14 protein-coding genes and 1 pseudogene are annotated in these 21759 nt (G+C 33.2%); 9 read left to right on the top strand and 6 right to left on the bottom strand.

The features are described from left to right. Positions 1-8: 8 nt before the first annotated feature. The 6 genes from K5I29_RS11905 (at position 9) to K5I29_RS11885 (ending at position 6971) form a co-directional block, all read left to right on the top strand. The gene (locus K5I29_RS11905) at positions 9-1343 is read left to right on the top strand and encodes a glycosyltransferase family 2 protein (RefSeq protein WP_264433553.1); all 1335 of its coding nucleotides are present in this window, start codon (positions 9-11) and stop codon (positions 1341-1343) included. Between the two features lie 123 nt (positions 1344-1466). After that, entirely contained in the window at positions 1467-3419 is a 1953-nt protein-coding gene (locus K5I29_RS11900; RefSeq protein WP_264433551.1) for an LTA synthase family protein, read from the top strand. Between the two features lie 2 nt (positions 3420-3421). Next, positions 3422-3859, top strand: coding sequence for a response regulator transcription factor (locus K5I29_RS11895; protein WP_317134282.1), 438 nt, complete (start codon positions 3422-3424; stop codon positions 3857-3859). A 26-nt stretch (positions 3860-3885) separates the two neighbouring features. Next, positions 3886-4083, top strand: coding sequence for a winged helix-turn-helix domain-containing protein (locus tag K5I29_RS13485; protein WP_317134281.1), 198 nt, complete (start codon positions 3886-3888; stop codon positions 4081-4083). Next, on the top strand, positions 4058-5449 hold the full coding sequence (locus K5I29_RS11890) for a sensor histidine kinase (protein ID WP_264433550.1): 1392 nt from the start codon (positions 4058-4060) through the stop codon (positions 5447-5449). The genes K5I29_RS13485 and K5I29_RS11890 overlap by 26 nt, the downstream gene beginning before the upstream one ends. 145 nt (positions 5450-5594) lie before the next feature. After that, positions 5595-6971 carry a glycosyltransferase gene (locus K5I29_RS11885; protein WP_264433549.1) on the top strand — a complete coding sequence of 459 codons (1377 nt, stop codon included), beginning with the start codon at positions 5595-5597 and terminating at the stop codon, positions 6969-6971. A 45-nt stretch (positions 6972-7016) separates the two neighbouring features. Here the strand turns inward: K5I29_RS11885 and K5I29_RS11880 are convergent, their stop codons facing one another. After that, on the bottom strand, positions 7017-7976 hold the full coding sequence (locus tag K5I29_RS11880; protein ID WP_264433548.1) for an L-threonine 3-dehydrogenase: 960 nt from the start codon (positions 7974-7976) through the stop codon (positions 7017-7019). Between the two features lie 171 nt (positions 7977-8147). On the opposite strand from K5I29_RS11880, the gene K5I29_RS11875 reads away from it, so the two are divergent. The 3 genes from K5I29_RS11875 to K5I29_RS11865 all read left to right on the top strand — a co-directional run bounded on the left by K5I29_RS11875 (position 8148) and on the right by K5I29_RS11865 (position 13851). Beyond that, complete coding sequence (locus K5I29_RS11875; protein WP_264433547.1) at positions 8148-8846, top strand: hypothetical protein; 699 nt, start codon at positions 8148-8150, stop codon at positions 8844-8846. A 24-nt stretch (positions 8847-8870) separates the two neighbouring features. Further along, positions 8871-12116: a transcription-repair coupling factor gene (gene mfd, locus K5I29_RS11870; RefSeq protein ID WP_394358570.1), complete on the top strand. Its 3246-nt coding sequence runs from the start codon at positions 8871-8873 to the stop codon at positions 12114-12116. Positions 12117-12276: 160 nt separating this feature from the next. Continuing rightward, positions 12277-13851, top strand: a complete 1575-nt coding sequence (locus K5I29_RS11865) for a S41 family peptidase (protein WP_264433546.1) — start codon at positions 12277-12279, stop codon at positions 13849-13851. Positions 13852-13901: 50 nt separating this feature from the next. On the opposite strand, the gene K5I29_RS11860 is transcribed toward K5I29_RS11865, so the two are convergent. From K5I29_RS11860 to K5I29_RS11840, 5 genes and pseudogenes are all read right to left on the bottom strand, one after another. Further along, a complete protein-coding gene (locus tag K5I29_RS11860; protein WP_264433545.1) occupies positions 13902-16634 on the bottom strand; it encodes a TonB-dependent receptor in 2733 nt (910 codons plus the stop codon). A gap of 208 nt (positions 16635-16842) precedes the next feature. After that, positions 16843-18468, bottom strand: a complete 1626-nt coding sequence (pgi, locus tag K5I29_RS11855; RefSeq protein WP_264433544.1) for a glucose-6-phosphate isomerase — start codon at positions 18466-18468, stop codon at positions 16843-16845. Then, positions 18469-19719 carry a M23 family metallopeptidase gene (locus K5I29_RS11850; RefSeq protein WP_394358604.1) on the bottom strand — a complete coding sequence of 417 codons (1251 nt, stop codon included), beginning with the start codon at positions 19717-19719 and terminating at the stop codon, positions 18469-18471. Between the two features lie 14 nt (positions 19720-19733). Then, a pseudogene (locus K5I29_RS11845) lies at positions 19734-20659 on the bottom strand (tryptophan 2,3-dioxygenase family protein). A gap of 6 nt (positions 20660-20665) precedes the next feature. Further along, a complete protein-coding gene (locus tag K5I29_RS11840; protein WP_264433542.1) occupies positions 20666-21436 on the bottom strand; it encodes a DUF3108 domain-containing protein in 771 nt (256 codons plus the stop codon). Positions 21437-21759: the final 323 nt, after the last annotated feature.

Genomic DNA, 21759 nt, shown 5'->3' with positions numbered 1-21759 from the left:
CCCATAGAATGGCTCCAACCTCAAAAAAATCAAAATTTCAAAACAGTTATTTTGTTGCCCTACTCGCTTTAGTACTTATCGCAGGTGCGTTTATATTAGCAAATCAATTAGAAAATAAATACCACGTTGTTTATCTTTTCACTCAAAACAACTTATTCTTAAAAACCATTGCAATATTAGGTACTATCTTACTAGCAAGTAATCTTTTACTCCTTTCCTATTTTACCTATTTATATTACACCTATAAACCTATAAATGCGGTAAGCGATGCAAGCTTACCAACCTGCTCGGTAATTATTCCTGCTTATAACGAAGGAAAATTGGTATACGAAACCTTGCAAAGCGTAGTTCAAACAAATTATCCGTTTGAAAAGCTTGAAATTATTGTAGTAGATGATGGTAGTACAGACGATACGTGGCAATGGATTTACAAAGCACATCAAGATTTTAAAGCACCTATAGTAAAACATCAATTAACCAAAAATTCGGGTAAGCGCCAAGCGTTATACGAAGCTTTTAAAATGGGCAAAGGTGATGTTTTTATAACCATAGATAGCGATTCTATTATAGAGCCCGAAACTTTACGTTTATTAACCAGTCCTTTCGTAACACAACAAAATTGCGGGGCCGTTGCAGGTAATGTGAAAATTAGGAATGCGCAACACGCGTTATTACCTAAAATGCTAAACGTACGTTTTATTTTTAGTTTTGAATTTATTCGTGCTGCACAAAGCCGTTTGGGCTTTGTTTTAAGTACGCCAGGTGCTTTATCGGCTTACAAGCGTGAAGCAATAGAATCTTTACTTGAACCTTGGATTACGCAAACCTTTTTAGGCAAAATATCGGATATTGGCGAAGACAGAGCGCTAACAACCATGGTGTTTAAAAACGGTTGGAACGTATTGTTTCAGAAAGAAGCTCGCGTTTTTACAAACATTCCAACCGGTTACAAACAATTGTATAAAATGTTTTTACGCTGGGAACGCAGTAACGTACGCGAACTTTTGTACATGGGTAAATTTATTTTTACCGATTTCAGAAAAGGTAACAAAATTGCAGAACGCATTATTTATTTAGAGCAATGCATGCAACTTTTATTTGCTATTCCTTTTGTTTTGGCTTGGTTGCTACTATTAGTAAACTTTCCGGTTTTAACAATTATTACAACTGTTGTAGGTTGCTTTTTTAGCACATCCGAGAAAGTTTCATTTTACGCATTTAACTACAAATCTACCGAAGCAATTTGGGCCTATTCCTACAGCATATTTTTCGTTTTCACCTTGTTTTGGGTTGTACCATATTCTATTATAACAGTAAAAAAAGGTGGTTGGTTAACTAAATAACAAAAAGCAATTCTAAATTAGAATTGCTTTTTTTATAAACTTAAGATTGGCTTAAGAATTTAATAGAAACTGTGGCAGCAGCTAAATCTGAAATAATTTTATTCCATAAATAATTACTTTAAAATGGAATTTAAATTTTTTAAAAACAGATTTAGCATTCTTATCGCATTTTGCTTAGGATTTTTTGCGCTATCAACCATATTGCGCTTAGTTTTTATAGTTTGGGAAGCTAACGAAGTTTCACTTACCGTATCTAACTTAATAAAAACCCTTGCTATGGGGTTGTTTTTTGATTTAGGAACAGCAAGCTTATTTTTTATGCCTTTATGTTTGTACTTAACTTTTATTCCTAAAAAAATAATTGGTAGTAAGGTAGATAAAGTGATGCTCCATTTTATTGCAGCTTTATTACTACTAATATTAGTTTTTACTTTTTTTGCTGAAATTACTTTTTGGGAAGAATTTAAAACGCGCTTTAACTTTATTGCTGTTGATTATTTAATTTATACTAACGAAGTTATTAGCAACATTCAGCAATCCTATCCTTTGCCCTTACTTTTTAGTATCGTATTAAGTATTTGTTTTTTACTATATCTGGCGCTAACAAAAGTTCAAGCTTTTAAAATCAGTTTTCAATCAAAAACTTCATTTAAAATCAGAATTTTATATTTTGTTGCTAACAGCGCTATTGCCTTGTTTTTTATTCAATGCGTTACCAACCAACAAGCAGAATGGTCTGAAAACAGATACAACAGCGAAATATCTAAAGCTGGTATTTATTCCTTTTTTGCAGCTTTTAAAAACAATCAATTAGATTATGCAACGTTTTACAACACCATTCCAAATCAACAAGCTTTTACAATCGTTCAAAAGGAATTAAATTTACTTGATCCTAAAGCAAACAGCATAAAAAGAGAAGTTATAAACTCAAATCAAACAGAAAATAAGCCCAATGTTATTTTAATTATGATGGAAAGCATGAGCGCAAGCTTTATGGCAGAATTCGGATCAACAGCCGGTATAACACCAAATTTAGATACATTAGCACAAAAAGGCATTCTATTTAATAACCTTATGGCAACAGGAAACAGAACCGTTCGTGGTATCGAAGCCTTAACCTTAAGCATTCCACCCACGCCAGGCCAAAGCATTGTAAAAAGACCAAACAACCAAAACTTAATTACAATTGGTACCGTTTTTAAAAACAAAGGTTACCAGAACAACTTTTTTTATGGCGGCGATGGTTATTTTGATAATATGAACAGCTATTTTAGCGGAAATGGATTTGCTATTTTTGATCGTGGACGCGGCGGTATATTAAACGAAAAACTTAGCACAAAGCGCACATTAATAACCGATGATCAGGTAAGCTTTGAAAATGCTTGGGGAATTTGCGATGAAGATATTTTTAACGTGGTTTTACAACAAAGCGATAGTATGTACAGCAACAACCAACCGTTTTTTAATTATATATTAACTACATCCAACCACCGCCCATATACCTATCCAGAAAATAAAATTGATATTCCTTCCGGAACCGGTCGCGAAGGTGCGGTAAAATATGCCGATTTTGCCATTGGAGCATTTATTAAAAATGCCCAAACAAAACCATGGTTTAAAAACACCGTATTTGTAATTGTGGCTGACCATTGTGCTAGTAGCGCAGGTAAAAATGAGATTGATGTACAGAATTATCATATTCCTGCAATTATTTACAATTTACCCAATCAAGAACCGGTAAAAGAATCTAAATTAATGTCGCAAATAGATTTACTTCCAACTTTATTTGGTAAATTAAACTGGAATTATAATTCTAATTTTTACGGGCAAGATGTAAACCAAGCAGCTTATAAAGAAAAAGCTTTAATGGCAACTTATCGTAAATTGGGGTACATGAACCAAAATAATGAAGTTGTAATATTATCCGATCAGAAAAAAAACGCAACTTTTATTTGGGACAAAAAAACCAATAATTTAATTAGCAATCCAGAAAACAAAGCTTTAACCAAGCAAGCCATTTCATGGTATCAAACGGCCGATTATCTTTTTAGCAATCAATTATTAAAAGCCAATTAAAAATGAAAATTTTAATAGTAGAAGATCAATGGGGAATAATAAACTTTATTAAAAAAGGCTTAACCGAAGAAGGTTTTGTGGTAGATTATGCGCAGAACCATTTAGAAGCCGAAGCGCATTTAAGCAAAAAAAGTTTTGATATTATTTTGTTAGATTGGATGCTACCAAAAGTTTCGGGCCTAGAAATTTGTAAAACCATTAGATTAACCGACAAAAAAACACCTATTATATTTTTAACCGCAAAAGATACGTTACAAGATACGATTGAAGGTTTAACTGCCGGCGCAAATGATTACATAAAAAAACCGTTTCAGTTTAGTGAATTATTAGCTCGAATTCATGTGCAGTTACGCAACACAAAAGTTGAAGAACAACTTTTAATTTATCAAGATATTTCTGTAGATCCAAATACGCAATCGGTTAAAAAAACAATCAACTAATTCCGTTTACCAATAAAGAATATTTGTTGTTAGAATATCTGTTAAAAAACAAAGGTAAAATTTGTACTAGAAAAGAACTATTAGAAAACATTTGGAACATTCATTTTGAATACGATAGTTCTGTAATTGACGTTTTTATGAATGCCGTTCGCAAAAAACTAAATCTAAACAAAGAAACTAACTTTATTAAAACAATTCGTGGAACAGGTTATCTTATCGAATAAAAAATCTATAAAAAACACCATTGCAAGAACCATTTTACTTGCAGTGGCTGTTTTTATTGGGTTTGTTTTTCTTTTTATTTACTACACTGTAAAATTCAACTTAAATTACACAACCAATCATAACCTAGATGCCGAAATAGCACTTCATCAAAACGAAGTTTCTAAACAAAATGGTGAAATTATATTAGTTAGCGAAGATGAATGGAATGAAGCCGAGCACAACATTGGCGATTTTTATCCAATTTATTTAGCTATTTATGATGCGAACAGAAACTTTATTCGAAAATCAGAAAACTTAGAAGATTACCAATTAAAACTAAGCAAAAAAGATTTAGTTGCAGAAGATATTTTGTTAGATAACATCTCGGTACGTAAAAAGCAAACTCCGCTTTATTACGACCAGCAATTGGTTGGTTATGCCGTTATTGGTATTGCAACCAACACCCAATATCATGTTTTAAAAAACTTAAAATACACCTTATCTGGCACCTATACAATTGTACTTATTTTATTGTATTTTTTAACTCGTAAAATTGCCGGTGCCAGCGTAGCGCCAACGTTAAAAATTATAAATCAAACCAAAAAAATTACCGAAAATAATTTTAAAGGGCGAATAGATTTACCTAAAGTTAATAACGAGCTTTTTGATTTAACCCAAAGCATCAATCAACTTTTAACTAAAGTTGAAAAAACGTTAGAAAGGCAAAAGCAGTTTACCGCAGATGCATCGCATCAACTAAAAACACCGTTAGCAATATTAAAAGGAAATTTAGAAGTTTTAATTCGAAAGCCAAGATCTGAAGCCGAATATCATGAAAATATAAATTACTGCATTGCAGAAATAGATAAAGCTTCATCCATTGTAGATCAGCTTTTATTTTTAGCTCGTATTGAAAATAAAGATTTGAATTATGCGATTCAAAAAATTGCGCTAAACGAAGTTTTTTTAGAAATTTTAGAGCAATACCAATTGCTTATTATTGAAAAGAATTTAAAAATATCATTTGCTATCAAGCAAAATGTAACCGTTAATTCTATTCCATTCGCCTTAAAAATTATCTTAGAAAATATCATTTCTAATGCAATTAAATATTCTTACACAAATGGAGAAATAAGTATCACAATTCAAAAACAAAACGGAAAAGTAATTTGTAGCATTCAAGATTTTGGAATCGGAATTTCTCAAGCCGATCAACAACAAATTTTTGATGAATTTTATAGATCTCAAAACATCTATCATTGCCAAATTCAAGGAAATGGCTTAGGACTTTCTATTGTAAAAAAGCTTGCTGATATTTTAAAAATAAATATTGAAGTTAAAAGCCAAGCAAATTCAGGAACAATTTTTATACTTTCATTAACTTAAATGCATAACATAGAAGTGTTTACCGTATTCCCAACAAAAACTTAATTGTGTATAAATAATATACAGAATCGGTGAAATACAGCAATAAATCGATAAGGAACAATTTTTGAACACTATATCATACAAACTTAAATGTTGTATGATTATGAAAAATAGTGAAAATAACTTAGCAAGTAAAGCAGCACCTGCTGTTTCTAATAAGCAGGTAAAACAGCAAATATTAGAATTGGTGGTTTTAACACTTACATTAACTGTATTAGCCGGAGCCATTTATTTTTCTATAAATTATCATGCTGAAATAGAAAAACTACATTTATCATTTTTAAATACGCCGTGGGGTAAAACTTTAGTTGTTGTTACCGCAGTATTATTTGTATTACGCTTAAGCTTTTTACTATTTAATTTAGCTTTGTACTTTTTCTATAAAGAAACAAAAATGGTTGGCGACGAAAAGCTACCGAGTTGTACCGTGATTGTACCGGCATATAACGAAGGTGAATTGGTTTATCACACCTTAGAAAGTATTGTTAATAGTGATTACCCAGCTGAAAAATTAGAAATTATTACCGTTGATGACGGAAGTAAAGACGATACATGGTTTTGGATGAACAAAGCAAAACTTGCCTTTGGTGACCGTATTATGTTGCACCAACAACCTAAAAACATGGGGAAAAGACATGCCTTATATTACGGCTTTAAAAAAGCAAAAGGCGATGTAGTAATTACTATTGATAGCGATTCTATTATAGAAAAACATACCTTACGCAGTTTAAACTCACCGTTTGCAGTAAACCCACAATGTGGTGCAGTTGCAGGAAACGTAAAAGTATTAAACTTAAAAAGCGCAATGATTCCTAAAATGTTAAACGTAAGTTTCGCTTTTAGTTTTGAGTTTATCCGTTCAGCACAAAGTGCTTTAGGATCGGTGTTTTGTACACCAGGTGCGTTAGCAGCTTACAGAAAAAGCGTTGTTTTGATAGTTTTAGAAAACTGGATGAACCAAACTTTTTTAGGAAAACCATCGGATATTGGTGAAGATCGTGCCTTAACAAACATGATTTTAAAACAAGGTTACGAAGTATTGTTTCAAAAAAATGCTAAGGTTTATACTAACACGCCCGAGCGTTACAAAAATTTATACAAAATGTATATTAGATGGGAGCGCAGTAATATTAGAGAAACCATTATGATGAGTAAATTTGCTTTTACTGATTTTAGAAAAGGAAACAAATTGGGCATCCGTATTATTTTAATCAACCAATGGATTCAGCTAATCTTTGCCTTTCCGCTATTATTGGTCATGTTAACTTTATTTATCATGTTCCCGGTAACATCAATCATAACAACTTTAGTTGGTATTGTATTGTTCTCAAGCATTCAAATGCTGTTTTTTGCACAAAAACACTCGGTTTCAGGTTCTTTATGGGCTTATCCGTATAGCATTTTTTATGCCTTTTCTTTATTCTGGATTACCCCTTATTCAATAGCAACTGCTGGTAAAAGCGGTTGGTTAACTCGATAATCATAAAAATAGTTATAAAAAAACCGAGCAATTGCTCGGTTTTTTTTATTTATTAACTTGTAATTTTGCTGTTAAATTGGTTAACATGGTTTCGGTCATTTTTTCCATGTCAAAATCATTTTTCCATCCCCAATCTTCACGTGCACGCGAATCATCTATAGATGCTGGCCACGAATCTGCAATGGCTTGACGGAAATCCGGATCGTAAGCAATTGTAAACTCAGGAATATGAGTTTTAATGCTTGTTGCTATTTCTGCCGGAGTAAAACTTAAGGCAGATAAATTGTACGACGAACGAATTTTAATCTGTTCTGCCGGAGCTTGCATAATAGCAACCGTTGCTTTAATTGCATCATCCATGTACATCATAGGTAACGCAGTATTTTCACTTAAAAAACAAGTATATTTTTTATCTTCAATAGCTTTATAATAAATATCAACCGCATAATCAGTTGTACCGCCCCCCGGAGCCGTTGTCCAAGATATTAAACCTGGGTAACGAATACTGCGAACATCAACCCCAAACTTGTTAAAATAATATTCGCACCAACGTTCACCAGCTTGTTTAGAAATACCGTAAACGGTAGATGGTTCCATAACCGTAAATTGTGGCGTATCAATACGAGGCGTAGTTGGTCCAAACACAGCAATGCTTGATGGCCAAAAAATCTTTTTAATTTTTCCTTCTTTCGCTAAGTTTAAAACGTGAAATAAAGAATTCATATTTAAATCCCAAGCAAAGGCCGGATTTTTTTCGGCAGTAGCCGATAAAAGCGCTGCCATTAAATATACATCGGTTACCTGATATTTTTCGATTACTGAAGCTACCTGATTAAAATCCATAGCATCTATTTGCTCAAAAGGACCGGTTTCAAAAACCTTTTGTTCGCCTTTTCTAATGTCTGAAGCAATAACATTATTCAATCCATAAATCTCACGCAATTTTGCCGTCAATTCCGAACCGATTTGACCACACGCTCCAATAATTAAAATTTTGGTATTCATAACTTGTTTGTTTGTTAAGCAAATATAATTTATATAATGAATACTAAAAACGCAAAAAAATATTTTTATAACAAAAATCAATTTATTTTTAATATTCTATAAATCGGTAATTGTAAAAGCCTTTAATAGCCAAAACATTTGTAAATTTGTAACTTAAACGTATTAAAGAAAATGAAATATTTTGTTTTAGTTGCCTCGGTTTTAACAGGCTTATTTGTAAGTTGTTCTGCAGATAAAAAACAGAAAGAATTAGCAGACAGAGAGCAGGCCGAAAAAATTACCGATTCGATTGTAAATGCCATTTACAATCAATGGAATTTTACCTACAAAGCCTTAACTCCAGAAACCAAAAGCCAAACCAACGATTGGCAAATGTGGCAAAGCTTTTTACAAGATATTAAACAAAAACCAAGCAAAAGCGCATCTGCCTTTATTGCTAAGGTTGATAATTTAACCCGCATTAGCGATGATTTATTACAAACCGTTCCGGCGCATTTAAACCAACCGCAAATAACCGCGCGTTTAAATAACTTAAACACCAACCTAAAATATTTAAATACGTTTATCTCCTTACAAACCGTTCCTGTAGAAAAAGTGCGTAACATACAGCAATACATTATTTCTGACATTAACGGAATTAATGAACAAATTGATGAGCAAGTACGCGTGCAAAAAATTCCGACCGAAAAAGGAGAAATTGAAATGATAGAATTTGTAAAGGATACCACACGCCGTGCGAATTTTAATTTCGAAAATCAAATCAAACAAAACCAAGAAGCACCTAAACTTAATCGCGAAGGCAATACCAAAGTGAAAGAAAGCGAATTGCGCTTAGAAACTACGCCAGACAAGGTGCAACAAGAAATTTAATTGTATTAATTAGAATATTATAATTTGGAAAGTATAAATCTTTATCAAAAATCAGCCAAAGTAAACCAACTAACCCAACTGCTAGAAAAACCAGATGCAAAAGTGCACGTAAAAGGGCTTTTTGGTTCTAGCCTTTCGTTTGTTGTACAAAGCATTTTTTCTGAAATAAAACGTCCTATTTTAATTTTAGCGAACGATAAAGAAGAAGCGGCGTACCTAACAAACGATTTAGAAAAACTGATTAATGACAAGGACGTTCATTTTTTTCCAGGATCCTTCCGTCGTCCGTATCAAATTGAAGAGGTAGATAATGCCAACGTTTTGTTACGTGCCGAAGTTTTAAACCGCATCAACGCCAAAAAAAAGCCAACCGTGGTGGTTTCGTATCCCGATGCCATTTTTGAAAAAGTTGTTACCCGAAAAGAATTAGAAAAAAATACGTTAAAAATGGAAATTGGCAACAATTTATCTATTGATTACGTAAACGAAGTGCTTTTTGAATACCAATTTAAACGTGTTGATTTTGTGGCCGAACCAGGCGAATTTTCGGTTCGTGGTGGTATTTTAGATGTTTTTTCTTTTTCGAACGACAATCCATATCGTATTGAATTTTTTGGCAACGAAGTAGATTCGATTCGAACTTTTGATGTAGAAACGCAACTTTCTATCGAAAAGCAGAAAAAAATCACCATTATTCCGAATCTGGAAAACAAAAAAACACAAGAAAATCGCGAAAGCTTTTTACAATATATTGCAAAAGATACGGTAGTTTTTATAAAAAATGCCGAATTGCAGTTTGAACGATTAGATAAATTATATACCAAAGCTGAAGAAATTTATGCCGGTTTAAACAACGAAATTTCGCGCACCTTGCCCGAAAATATGTTTGTAAACCAAGCCAGCTTTATTCGAGATTCGTTAAACTTTGCCGTGGTAGATTTGGCTTCAAAACCCATTTATAAAACTACCGAAAGCATTGAATTTAATATTCAGCCGCAACCGTCGTTTAACAAACAATTTAATTTATTAAAAGATAATTTAAACGAAAACTCATTAAACGGCATAAAAAATTACTTGTTTTGCGCCAACGAAAATCAAGCCAAACGTTTTAAAGAAATTATAGATTCGGTTACAGAAAGCCCGGAAAAGTTTAGAAACTTTACTCCAATTGTACTTTCTATTTACGAAGGATTTGTTGATTTAGATTTGCAAATTGCTTGTTACACCGATCATCAAATTTTCGAACGTTACCACAAGTTTTCGCTTAAAAACGGTTATACCAAAAAGCAAGCTTTTACTTTAAAAGAACTTTCAGGCTTAACCATTGGCGATTATGTTACCCATATTGATCACGGTATTGGTAAGTTTGGTGGTTTACAAAAAATTCAGGTTGAAGGTAAGTTTCAAGAAACTATAAAACTTATTTATGCCGAAAGCGATATTGTTTACGTATCTATTCACTCCCTGCATAAAATATCTAAATACAACGGGAAAGACGGCGTTGCACCCAAAGTACACAAATTGGGATCAAACACCTGGAAAACCTTAAAACAAAAAACCAAAGCACGTGTTAAACACATTGCGTTTAACCTAATTCAGCTGTATGCCAAACGCCGCTTAGAAAAAGGTTTTGCCTACGCACCCGATAGCTATTTACAAGCCGAGCTAGAAAGTTCGTTTATTTACGAAGATACACCCGATCAGCTAAAAGCAACGCAAGATGTAAAGCAAGATATGGAATCCGATCGTCCAATGGATCGATTAATTTGTGGTGATGTTGGTTTTGGTAAAACCGAAGTTGCTATTCGTGCAGCTTTTAAAGCGGTTGATAACAGCAAACAAGTTGCCATTTTAGTTCCTACAACCATTTTAGCATTTCAGCATTATAAAACGTTTTCAGAACGTTTAAAAGATTTACCCGTTCGGGTAGATTATTTAAATCGATTTAGAACCGGTAAAGTAAAATCACAAATTATTACTGATTTAGCAGACGGAAAAATAGATATTATTATTGGTACGCATCAATTGGTAAACAAATCTATTCAGTTTAAAAACTTAGGTTTGTTAATTATTGATGAAGAACAAAAATTTGGCGTTGCTGTAAAAGACAAGCTAAAAACCATTGCCAATAATATTGATACGTTAACGCTAACAGCAACTCCAATTCCGAGAACCTTACAATTTTCGTTAATGGCAGCTCGCGATTTATCGGTTATTACAACACCACCACCCAACCGATATCCGGTTGAAACGCATGTAGTTGGATTTAATGAAGAAGTTATTCGCGATGCAATATCGTACGAAATTGAACGCGGCGGTCAGGTTTATTTTATAAACAACCGCATCGAAAATATTAAAGAAGTTGCTGGAATGATTCAGCGCTTGGTACCAAACGCACGCGTGGGCGTGGGCCACGGACAATTAGACGGCAAAAAGCTTGAAGAATTACTTTTAGCCTTTATGGATGGTGAATTTGATGTTTTAGTTGCCACAACAATTATTGAAAGCGGTTTAGACGTACCCAACGCAAACACCATTTTTATTAACAACGCCAACCACTTTGGTTTGTCCGATTTACATCAAATGCGCGGACGCGTAGGCCGTAGTAATAAAAAAGCATTTTGTTATTTTATATGTCCGCCGTATTCGGCCATGACCGAAGAAGCGCGCAAACGCATCCAAGCTTTAGAACAATTTAGTGATTTAGGCAGCGGATTTAAAATTGCCATGAAAGATTTAGAAATTCGTGGTGCGGGCGATATTTTAGGCGGTGAACAATCGGGCTTTATTAATGATATTGGATACGATGCGTATCAAAAAATTATGAATGAAGCGGTTGAGGAACTTAAAGAAAACGAATTTAAAGATTTGTTTGAAGAAGAAAACCGACCGGAAAATAAAGTTTACGTGAAAGAAGTTACGATTGATTCGGATTTCGAAATTTTACTTCCGGACACGTATGTAAACAACATTACCGAGCGCTATAATTTATATACCGATTTATCGAACCTGAAAACCGAGGCGGAATTAGAAAAATTTGAAAAAGAAATTATTGACCGTTTTGGTCCGTTACCAAAAGCTGCGTTGGCCTTGTTAGATTCCGTTCGAATAAAATGGGTTGCCAGTAAATTAGGAATGGAAAAAATAATTATGAAGCAAGGCAAGTTGGTTTGTTATTTTATTGCCAATCAAGAATCTGATTATTACCAAACCGATCAGTTTACAAAGGTTTTAGAATACAACAAAAAAATCCGATGGCTGGTAATTTAAAAACGAAAGAAACCAAAAATGGCATCCGTTTGTTACTTACCATTAACAATATAAAATCGGTAGCAAAAGCATTAGCTGCTTTACGAGAAATTTAATATTTAAAAATCACATCAAAATCTGATGTGATTTTTTTTATCTTTAAACAAAACCATGTTATAAGATGAAAAAAATTATTGGCGGATTTATACTTATTGGGAGCTTGTTTGCGTGTCAATCGGCCAAAAAACACAACGCATTCAATCAATCTAAAATAAGCGTAGCTAAGTTGCATCAAGACATAACCTATTTACAAAACAATTTTTTAGCGATGCACCCAGATGCCGATTTGTATATTAGCGCAGATAGCTTAAACCAATTATTTGCATCAACTAAAAAAAATATTACAACGCCTTTAACTCCAAAACAATTTTATAGCGAAATAGCTCCAATAATTGCTGCGGTAAGGCAAGGGCATTCTCGGGTTGTTTATCCGTCTGATAGAACCACAAAACAGCAAGATAAAGCCAATAAAAACACAAAAGGACCGGTAAACCAGTTTACTTACAAATGGTTTAACAATACGCTATATATAGCTGAAACAACAGATTCGCTTAAACAAAATTTAATTGGCAGCAAGGTTATTAGCATTGAAGATGTGAAACCAGAGGTGCTATACAAGGAATATAGCCAAAATAATTCGGGCGATGGGTTTAGCCCAACTTACATACCGCAAGGATTTAATAAACGTTTTACGGCTTTAGTTTACGATAAAATTGGAATTCGGGACAGCATTACTTTTGTGCTGAGCAAAAATGATAGCTTATTTACAGCAACTAATGTGCGGATTAAAACAAAAAAATCAAGCCAAAACAGCCATAAAAAAGATTCTATTCAAACCTTAACCAAGGTTGAAAAAAAACAACAAGCCAAGCAAAACAAACATAAGTTTAAGCAAAAAAAAATGTTGGGCTGGGATAATAAAGCTTTTGTGCGTGAATTGCTATTTCCTATTGCTGATGACAGCACATTTGCTGTTTTAAAGATTCATAAATTTAGTGACGGAAGATATAAGGCAGCTTATGATAGCTTGTTTACATACATAAAAAATAAAGGCGTAAATCATTTGGCTTTAGATTTAAGCAATAATCCGGGAGGATTGGTAGCCGAAATAAATGAATTGTATAGCTATTTAAAATATGATGCTGACGAAAGCTTACTGCGTGAAACAAAAATAAATAGCCGGGGAAAATTTCCTTTTCAAGCCATTAAAGGCAAAAGCTTTGGAACGTACGTTGCATTAACTCCTTTTTATGTTCCGGTATATGTTTGGGCACAGTTAAACACAAAAAAAGATTCGACAGGTAACTATCAAATACAAATACCAAGCATCAAACCTAAACCAATTAAAAAAAATGTTTATCAAGGCAAATTAAGCGTGTTAGTAAATGGCGGAAGCTTTTCTGCAGCTTGTATACTAACTAGTAATTTACAAGGCAGCAATCGCGCTTTAGTTTATGGAGAAGAAACTGGCGGAACCTATAATGGCACAGTTGCAGGTATTATGCCTTATTTAAAATTACCCAACAGCAAGTTACGCGTTAGAACTGGATTGATTCATATTAAACCAACCTATCAAACAGAAACTTTAGGCCGTGGAATTATTCCGGACGTACCGATTAAATTAACAACAGGACAAGCTTTAGATAAAGATTATAATTTATATAAAATAGTGTATAAAGCAAAATCACCAAAATAAAAAAACCCCGAACAAATGTTCGGGGCTTTTATATATAATCTTTATAACTATTAGAAGTTGTAAGATAAAGTTAAGTTCCAAGTTCTACCATAACCAAACCATACGTTGTTACGCGTGTCGATACCTTTATAAGTAGAAGTTGTATTTGCATCAACATGTTGCGCAGTCATACCGTCAGCAATGTAGATTGTGTTGAAAACGTTGTTTAAGTTAAAACGTACGTTAACAGCATCTGTTTTTGCTTTACCAACTTTCATTGTATAAGTTGCACCTGCATCAAACAAGTTGTAAGAAGGTAAACGTAAAGCACCTAAAGATTCTGGTGTATTCATTTTAGCAGCATCAATTGATGAATATAATTGGTCTACAAAACGGTAACCAGCATCAATTTTAATTGAATGATGATTTAAATCTAAAACTTTATAACCAGCCTGTAAAGATGCAGTAACTAATGGTGCATCACCTACTTTAGAATCTTTTAAGTATAAAGTTTGTTCAGCAACTGTACCTGTATTAGGATCAATAATAGGTAACCCAGTTGTTTGATCTAAGAAAGTTGCAGTAACATTTTTCTTGTATGAGAAATCACCCCAAGAGAACATACCTTTAATATCTAAGTTAGCAATAGGACGATAAACAAAATCAAACTCAGCACCGTAGTGAACTTGTTCAACACCAAATAAGTTAGCCGTACCTTGAGTAACTTCATTAGTTACAGGGTCAGTAAATCTTGAATTAGCTCTTAAAATTCTGTCAGACCAAGAAGTTCTGTATAGGTTAACATTAGCGTTGAATTTTTCAGAACGGTATCCGTATCCAGCTTCAACTCCAATAATTGTTTCGTTTTTTAATTGTGGGTTTAAATCGTTACGGTTGTTTAAATAAACTCCGTTAAAGAATGGTTGTTTAGAATACCAACCACCGTTAACAAATACGTTGTGGTGCTCATCAATGTTATAGTTAGCACCCGCTTTAACATTACCACCTAACATATCTTTCCAAGAAGATTCAGTTTTAATCTCACCGTAAGTAATGTAGTCAATACGTTTGAATCCTTGGTTAGAAATAGCTCCTTGTACAAAAGCAGTTAAGTTATCAGTAGCATATTCTAACTGAGCAAAACCACCATACCAGTTAACTAAACCATCATTATTATAGTTAATTGCTTGGTTATTACCAGTTTTAGCAAAAGGGTTATAGCTAACATCAGAACCGAATTGTTTAGAAAACTCTAAATTTCTACCGTTTGTAGTATCTAAGTAATATTGGTTACCCATTAAGTTAGCTAAATTTTGGAAGTGGTATCCTTTGTAAGTACGTGCATCAATACCAACATCTAAAGTAAAGTTAGATGATAATTGTTTGTTTAAACTTACAATACCTCCGTACCAGTCGTGAGAGTTAACAGAGTTGATTGTACCAAAACCATTGTTATATCTTAATTGACCAGGAGTTTGGTTCATCACGCCATTAATAGCAGTTTGACCTTGGTTCCAAGCAACAATTTGATCAAAATTAACTGTACCATTAACTCCAGTTCTTAAACCAGGGTTATCAAAGTTCATACCAGCAATACGACCAGTCGCTCTACCTCCACCTCCACGGCCCCAAGAACCATAGAATACAGAAGCTAATTTAGTTGTTTCATTAATATGGTAGTTCCAGTTTAATGAACCGATTGGTTTGTGGTAGTAGTTACGTCTCCAGTTAAATTCTTTACCGTTTAAGTAACCCCAATCTTTATTATATTTAATATTTGGTCTATCAATTGAACCTTGTGCTTGAGCCTCAGCAATAGATACGTAAGAATATCTTTGATTGTGTGATTGAGGAGCACCTGTAAAAGTTAATTGAAAATCGTGTTTTTTGTTTTTAGTTTCGTAACCAACAGCAGCATAGTAGTTAGAACCTTCAAATTTAGTTCCATCAACGTATCCGTTACCCATAGTGTGAGAAAGTAAGATAGATGCAGAAAGTCCATTTTCTAATTTACCTGTGTTGTAAGATGCTACAGCTTTAAAGTAGTTGTCATTTCCTAAAGAAGTAGAAACACGACCACCAGCAGTCATATCAGCTGCACGAGTTAAAATATTAACTGTACCACCAACAGAAGAAATAGCTAATTTAGATGATCCTAAACCACGTTGTACTTGCATTTGAGAAGTTACGTCAGATAATCCTGCCCAGTTTGACCAGTAAACAGAAGAGTTTTCCATGTCGTTAACTGGCATACCGTTAACCATAACTGCAATGTTTTTTTGGTCAAAACCACGGATAACTAAACGTGAATCTCCAAAACCTCCAGAACCTTTAGTTGCATAAACAGAAGGTGTAGAGTTTAACATTTCAGGGAATTCTTGAGAACCTAATTTCTCAACAATTTCAGCAGCTTTAATTGTAGAAACAGCTACTGGAGTTTTACGATCTACAGCTACGTCAGCAATAGCAGTAATAACTACGCTTTCAAGCATTTGTTCGCTTGGCATGATTGTTGTATTACCAATATTAGCAATACCGTTAGTCACTGCAAACGAAACTGTTTTAGATTCGTAACCGATAAAAGAAATTACTACTTGACCTGCATTTTCGCTAGTTGTAAATTCGAAAGCACCGTCAAGATCAGTTAAAGTACCATTTGATGTACCTTTAATTGTAACTGAAGCACCTGGAAGTCCACCTCCGTACTCTCCGTCAATTACTTTACCAGTAATTTTGTTTTGAGCGAACGCAACTGATGTAACTACCATTAGGCATAAAATTACCCAATTTCTGAAGTTTGTCATTTTGTTGTATTGTGTTATAGATTTTAAGGCAAAAGTCTAACTTTTTTTTTACATAATAATCACCCCAATGTTAATTTATGATTAACAACTTCATTTTTAATGATTTATTAATGATTTTAAACCATTATAAATCAATAAAAAACAGAAAATTAAAGAAAAAAAGATAATTATTTAACATCATTATCTATAAAAAACACAAAATTATTAACTATTTTTTATTTTTTAAATAAAAATTTAATATTTGATTAGTAAAATAAAGGCTCGATTTTGAAGTATTTATTGAATTATTCTCAAAGATTTCTTTAAATCTTTGCTTACCTAATTCAACACCAAACTGATCAAAGCTGTAAATATTCCAAATTACCCCCTGTACAAACGTCTTATGCTCGTACATAGCCAACAAAATTCCGATCGTTTTTGGGCATAATTTTTCAAACAAAAAAATGGACGACGGCTTGTTGCCTTCAAATATTTTATGAGGTGCTTGTAAACCATTTTGATCAGCATCTTTAAGCTGGTCTTTAGTTTTTCCGGTTAGCAACGCATCAGCTTGCGCAAACATATTAACGGTTAATTTCGCATATTGTTGAGCTAACGATTCGTGCAACGGATTAATAAAACCAATAAAATCAATCGGTATTAATTTTGTACCTTGATGAATTAGCTGAAAAAAGGCATGTTGTGAATTGGTTCCACAATCTCCCCAAATAACATTTCCGGTTTGATACGTTACTGCGTTTCCGTTTCTATCCACTGACTTTCCATTACTTTCCATAGAAAGTTGCTGTAAAAAAGCAGGCAAGCGCTCTAAATATTGAGAATACGGAATAACAGCTTCGGTTTCTGTTTCATAAAAATTGTTATACCATATAGATAACAAAGCTGTAACAATTGGAATATTTTGTTCTAGCGGTTGCGTTTTAAAATGGATATCCATTTCATGAGCACCTTCTAATAACAACTCAAAATTTTTATAACCAATTGCTAAAGCAATTGACAAGCCAACAGCGCTCCACAAAGAATAACGTCCGCCAACCCAATCCCACATCGGAAAAATATTTTCTGACGCAATACCAAATGATTCGGCTTCTTTTTTATTATGAGAAACAGCAACAAAGTGTTTTTCTATATCTAAAATACACCCTTTTTGCAAAAACCAAGTTCTACAAAAACTTGCATTAGAAATGGTTTCGTCAGTAGTAAAAGTTTTTGAAACAACAACAAACAAAGTTGTTTCTGGATTTAACGTAACTAATAAATCCTGAATATAGTCAGGATCAATGTTTGATATAAAATGAACGTTTAAATGGTTTTTATAAAAAGCCAATGCATTGGTAACAAATCGTGGCCCTAAATCTGAACCTCCAATACCTATATTTACAACATCCGTTATTTTTTTATTTGTAAACCCGGTCCGTGCGCCTGAAATAATTTCACGAACAAACTTTTTAATTTTTACGCGTGCTGCATGTACATCATTAATAATATTTTTATTACCTAACTTAATCTGCTCTCCCTTTGGCGTACGAAGCGCAGTGTGTAAAACAGCTCTGTTTTCAGTAGCATTAATCGGATCTCCCGAAAAGTATTTTTGTATAGCATCTTCAACTCCCGTCTCTTTAGCTAAAGCAACAAGTTTAGAAAGCGTATCATTCGTTATCCTGTTTTTTGAAAAATCAAATAACAAATGATTTGTACGGATAGAAAGATTTTCAAAACGATTTACATCTTCTTGAAAAAGTTTTCGAACATCCATAGTATGCACTTCATTAAAATGAAGCTGCAATTCTTCCCAAGCTTTAGTTTTGGTGGGATTTATTGAAAATAATGCCATTTAGTGTAACTCCTTATCTCTAAAAGTAATAGTTGCAACGCTATCTAATTGTTGCTTAATTGGGTTAATTTTTGCCAAATAACCTGGCAATTCTTTTTTATCCATCGGATCAGCACTTGGTAATGCTTGTGAAAGCGGATCTACTTGTACACCATTTTTCCAGAAACGGTAACAAACATGAGGTCCGGTAGCTAATCCAGTACTACCAACTCTACCAATAACTTCACCTTGCGCAACATGTTGTCCTTTTTTAACTAAAATTTTTGACATGTGTAAATATTGCGTGGTATACGTTCCGTTATGTTTAACTTTAACGTAGTTTCCGTTACCAGCAGTATAACCCGTTTCTATAACAGTTCCGGCAGCAGTAGTCATTATTTCAGTTCCATGAGGCGCGGCGTAATCGGTTCCGTTATGTGCTTTCCATTTTAATTGCACCGGATGGAAACGTTGCTTGGTGAATTTAGAAGTAATTCTAAAAAACTTTAAAGGTGCTTTTAAAAACATACTTTTCATCTGTTTTCCTTCCTCGTCATAATATTCAGGTCTGCGTTGAGATTCTGACTTTTTATGAGGAAAAGAATACATCAATTTTCCGCGATATTCAATAAAAGATCCGTTTATAGATTCTACACCTACGTATTCGCCATCTTCTAAAAAGCGTTCTGTTAAGCTTAAGGCAAACTTGTTTCCTTTATCTAATTTAAAAAAGTCAATTGACCAAGCATAAATGTTAGATAACTCGGTAGCAATTCCCGGTTGAACTCCTAATTTATTTAATGATTCAGACAATGACCCTTGTAGTTCGCCAGCAATAACACGTTCTTTTAAAACAGTGGGCACGGTATTATTAGTTACGCGAACCGAGTCTCTTAAATCAATAACGGTATAATGCAATTTATCTTGTTGGTAAATAAAAACTTTTAAGCTATCTGTGTTTTTATCCTTTAATAAGGTATAAGGCTTACCTATTCTAATTTGTCTGGTATTAAAATCGGTCTTAACTTTTTCATTTACCTCATGAATTTGTGCAGCGCTAAAATTGTTTTGTCCTAAAATTTTACCAAAGCTATCACCAGATACAATAGTATCGTGTTTCACTTCAAAATCATTTAAAACAAACCCAAAGGCAGTACGTATTTCTTCTTTTGGTTTTTCAACAACAACTTGTTGAACTATTTCTTCTTTCTTTTCTTCACCACAACCAACCAACAAGGCTGCAGCTAAAAAAACATATAGGTATTTCAAAATTTACACTTTAATTATTATTTCCCCCAATTTTTTAACTCATGTTCTGACCAAAGTTCCGGAAAAAAAATTCTACGTTGGTATTCTGGTAACATATATTTTTTCCAATCACTACCACCGGTAGCTTCCTGTGGTCCACTTCCACTTTCTATATATTTTAAAGCAGTTTTATAATGCCCCATTACCCAAGTAATATTAACGGTTTTATCATAATGACGCATAGCCGCAATAAGCTCTGGATTTTGCTGTTCGGCAACGGGCAACTGTTTGTATTTTTGCCATAAATTTATGGTGTTATATTCTTCCATAAAGGCTAAAAATGGTTTTTTATATTTTTTTCGAACTCTTTTATTAAATACGACTTTTCGCCTGTATTATAATCTTTACCTGCAGCTTGCCAATACAAATGTTCTAAGGCATGTTCGTACGGCGTGTTACGGTCAATTGTTTCGCGAAAACGATGATCAATTAGATTTATTAAATCGGTAGATGCAAATTCTATCAATCGATATTGTGCGCTTTGAAAACCGCTTGCAGGCGTTAATGTATTTCTGAATTTCAAATATTGCTCAACTTCCATGCCATCTTTCATGATATCGAAAGATGTGGTTAACATATCAAAATATCGGCTTACGCGATTTATTTTTTCTGTAAAGAATTCGGGCGTTAGTTTTTCGGAATGAGCAACTTGTTCAATTTCCCATAAAATCATTTTAAACAATAACTCGTTTACCTGATGGTACATAATAAAAACCATTTCATCTGGTAAAATTGTACGTTGTGTTTGCAAGCTTAATAAAGCATCGGTTTGAATATAATCCCAATACGTAATTGGTTTAGCCCACAACAAACCTTCCAGATGCGTTTCTGTTTTTTGGTTAATTGTTTTAAACTTATCTTCTAATTGTGATATTTGGCTTGTAAATTTTGAAGCTAAATCCATGGGATTTTAATTTGTATTGAGCGGTTGTTGTAATCCTTTAACTTCGATAAGGGATGCTTTTAATGATCCAACTAATAAATCGGCCTTAATAAGCAAGGGCACTTTATTAATATCATCTGATACCCAAACTGTTAAACTTTCTTTTTCTTTAAAAATTCGTCCCGATTGTACATACGGTCTGAACTTCATAGATGAAAGTTTTCCAAATTTAGTATTTAAATTTTCTTTACCTAAATATTTTAGGCGAAATTTATAAATTTCGTCATCAAAAAACATATCAATAACAATAGATTCGCCTTCTTTTAATTTATCAATATCCGGGTGGTTGCGTAAATAGTAAAAAGACGACATAATATCTTGCACATTCGGCGTTACATCAAAAGTTTTTTCAGTATTGTTTTTAAAATCTTTTACAAAAACATTTTGCTTAGCCGGATCAAAAAAACCTTGTTGGTTTTTTATATAACCGCCTTCGTTTATTTTACGAATAAATTGGTAAGGCTTATTGTTGTTTTTATCAAATATGGTTTGATAATCATCTTCAACTTTAAAAAGTGCTTTGGTTAAACCTGTTGTCCAGCCGTAACCTTTGGCTTGAAACACATTTTTACCTTGATACATAATATCTTTTAGTTCTACCGTTGCATAACCTGCATTAATAATACCGTAATGAATTTTAAATTTAAAATATTCGCCAGAATCATACGCTTTCTGACTGTAAAGCGATGGGGAAATACTTAGAAGAAAGGTGAAGGTTATATATAAAAGTTTTTTCATAATTCATTTTTTCTGATTGATAGGCAATAAATATACCAAAAAAACAAAAATCCTGATTGAAACAACCAGGATTTTATGCTATTAACCAACCAAAAAACTATAAATTATGAAAATTTACTCGCTATTCATAAGGCCTACTAACTCCTTATTTTTGCTGATACAAATTTAAGTTGGATTTTGATAATTACACAATGTTTTTTAGCATTTAACAAAAGTTTAATAACAAAGTAACAAAATACCGCACCTAAACTAACAATTGTTAATAATATCTTTATTTTTTATGGTTTAACCAATTGAGTGCAAATCGAATACAAAGGTAGTAA

It is taken from the genome of Flavobacterium agricola (assembly GCF_025919725.1).
Taxonomy (GTDB): Bacteria; Bacteroidota; Bacteroidia; order Flavobacteriales; family Flavobacteriaceae; genus Flavobacterium; species Flavobacterium agricola.
The sequence above is the reverse complement of the archived record's forward strand: the minus strand, read 5'-3'. Positions and strand labels throughout refer to the sequence as shown.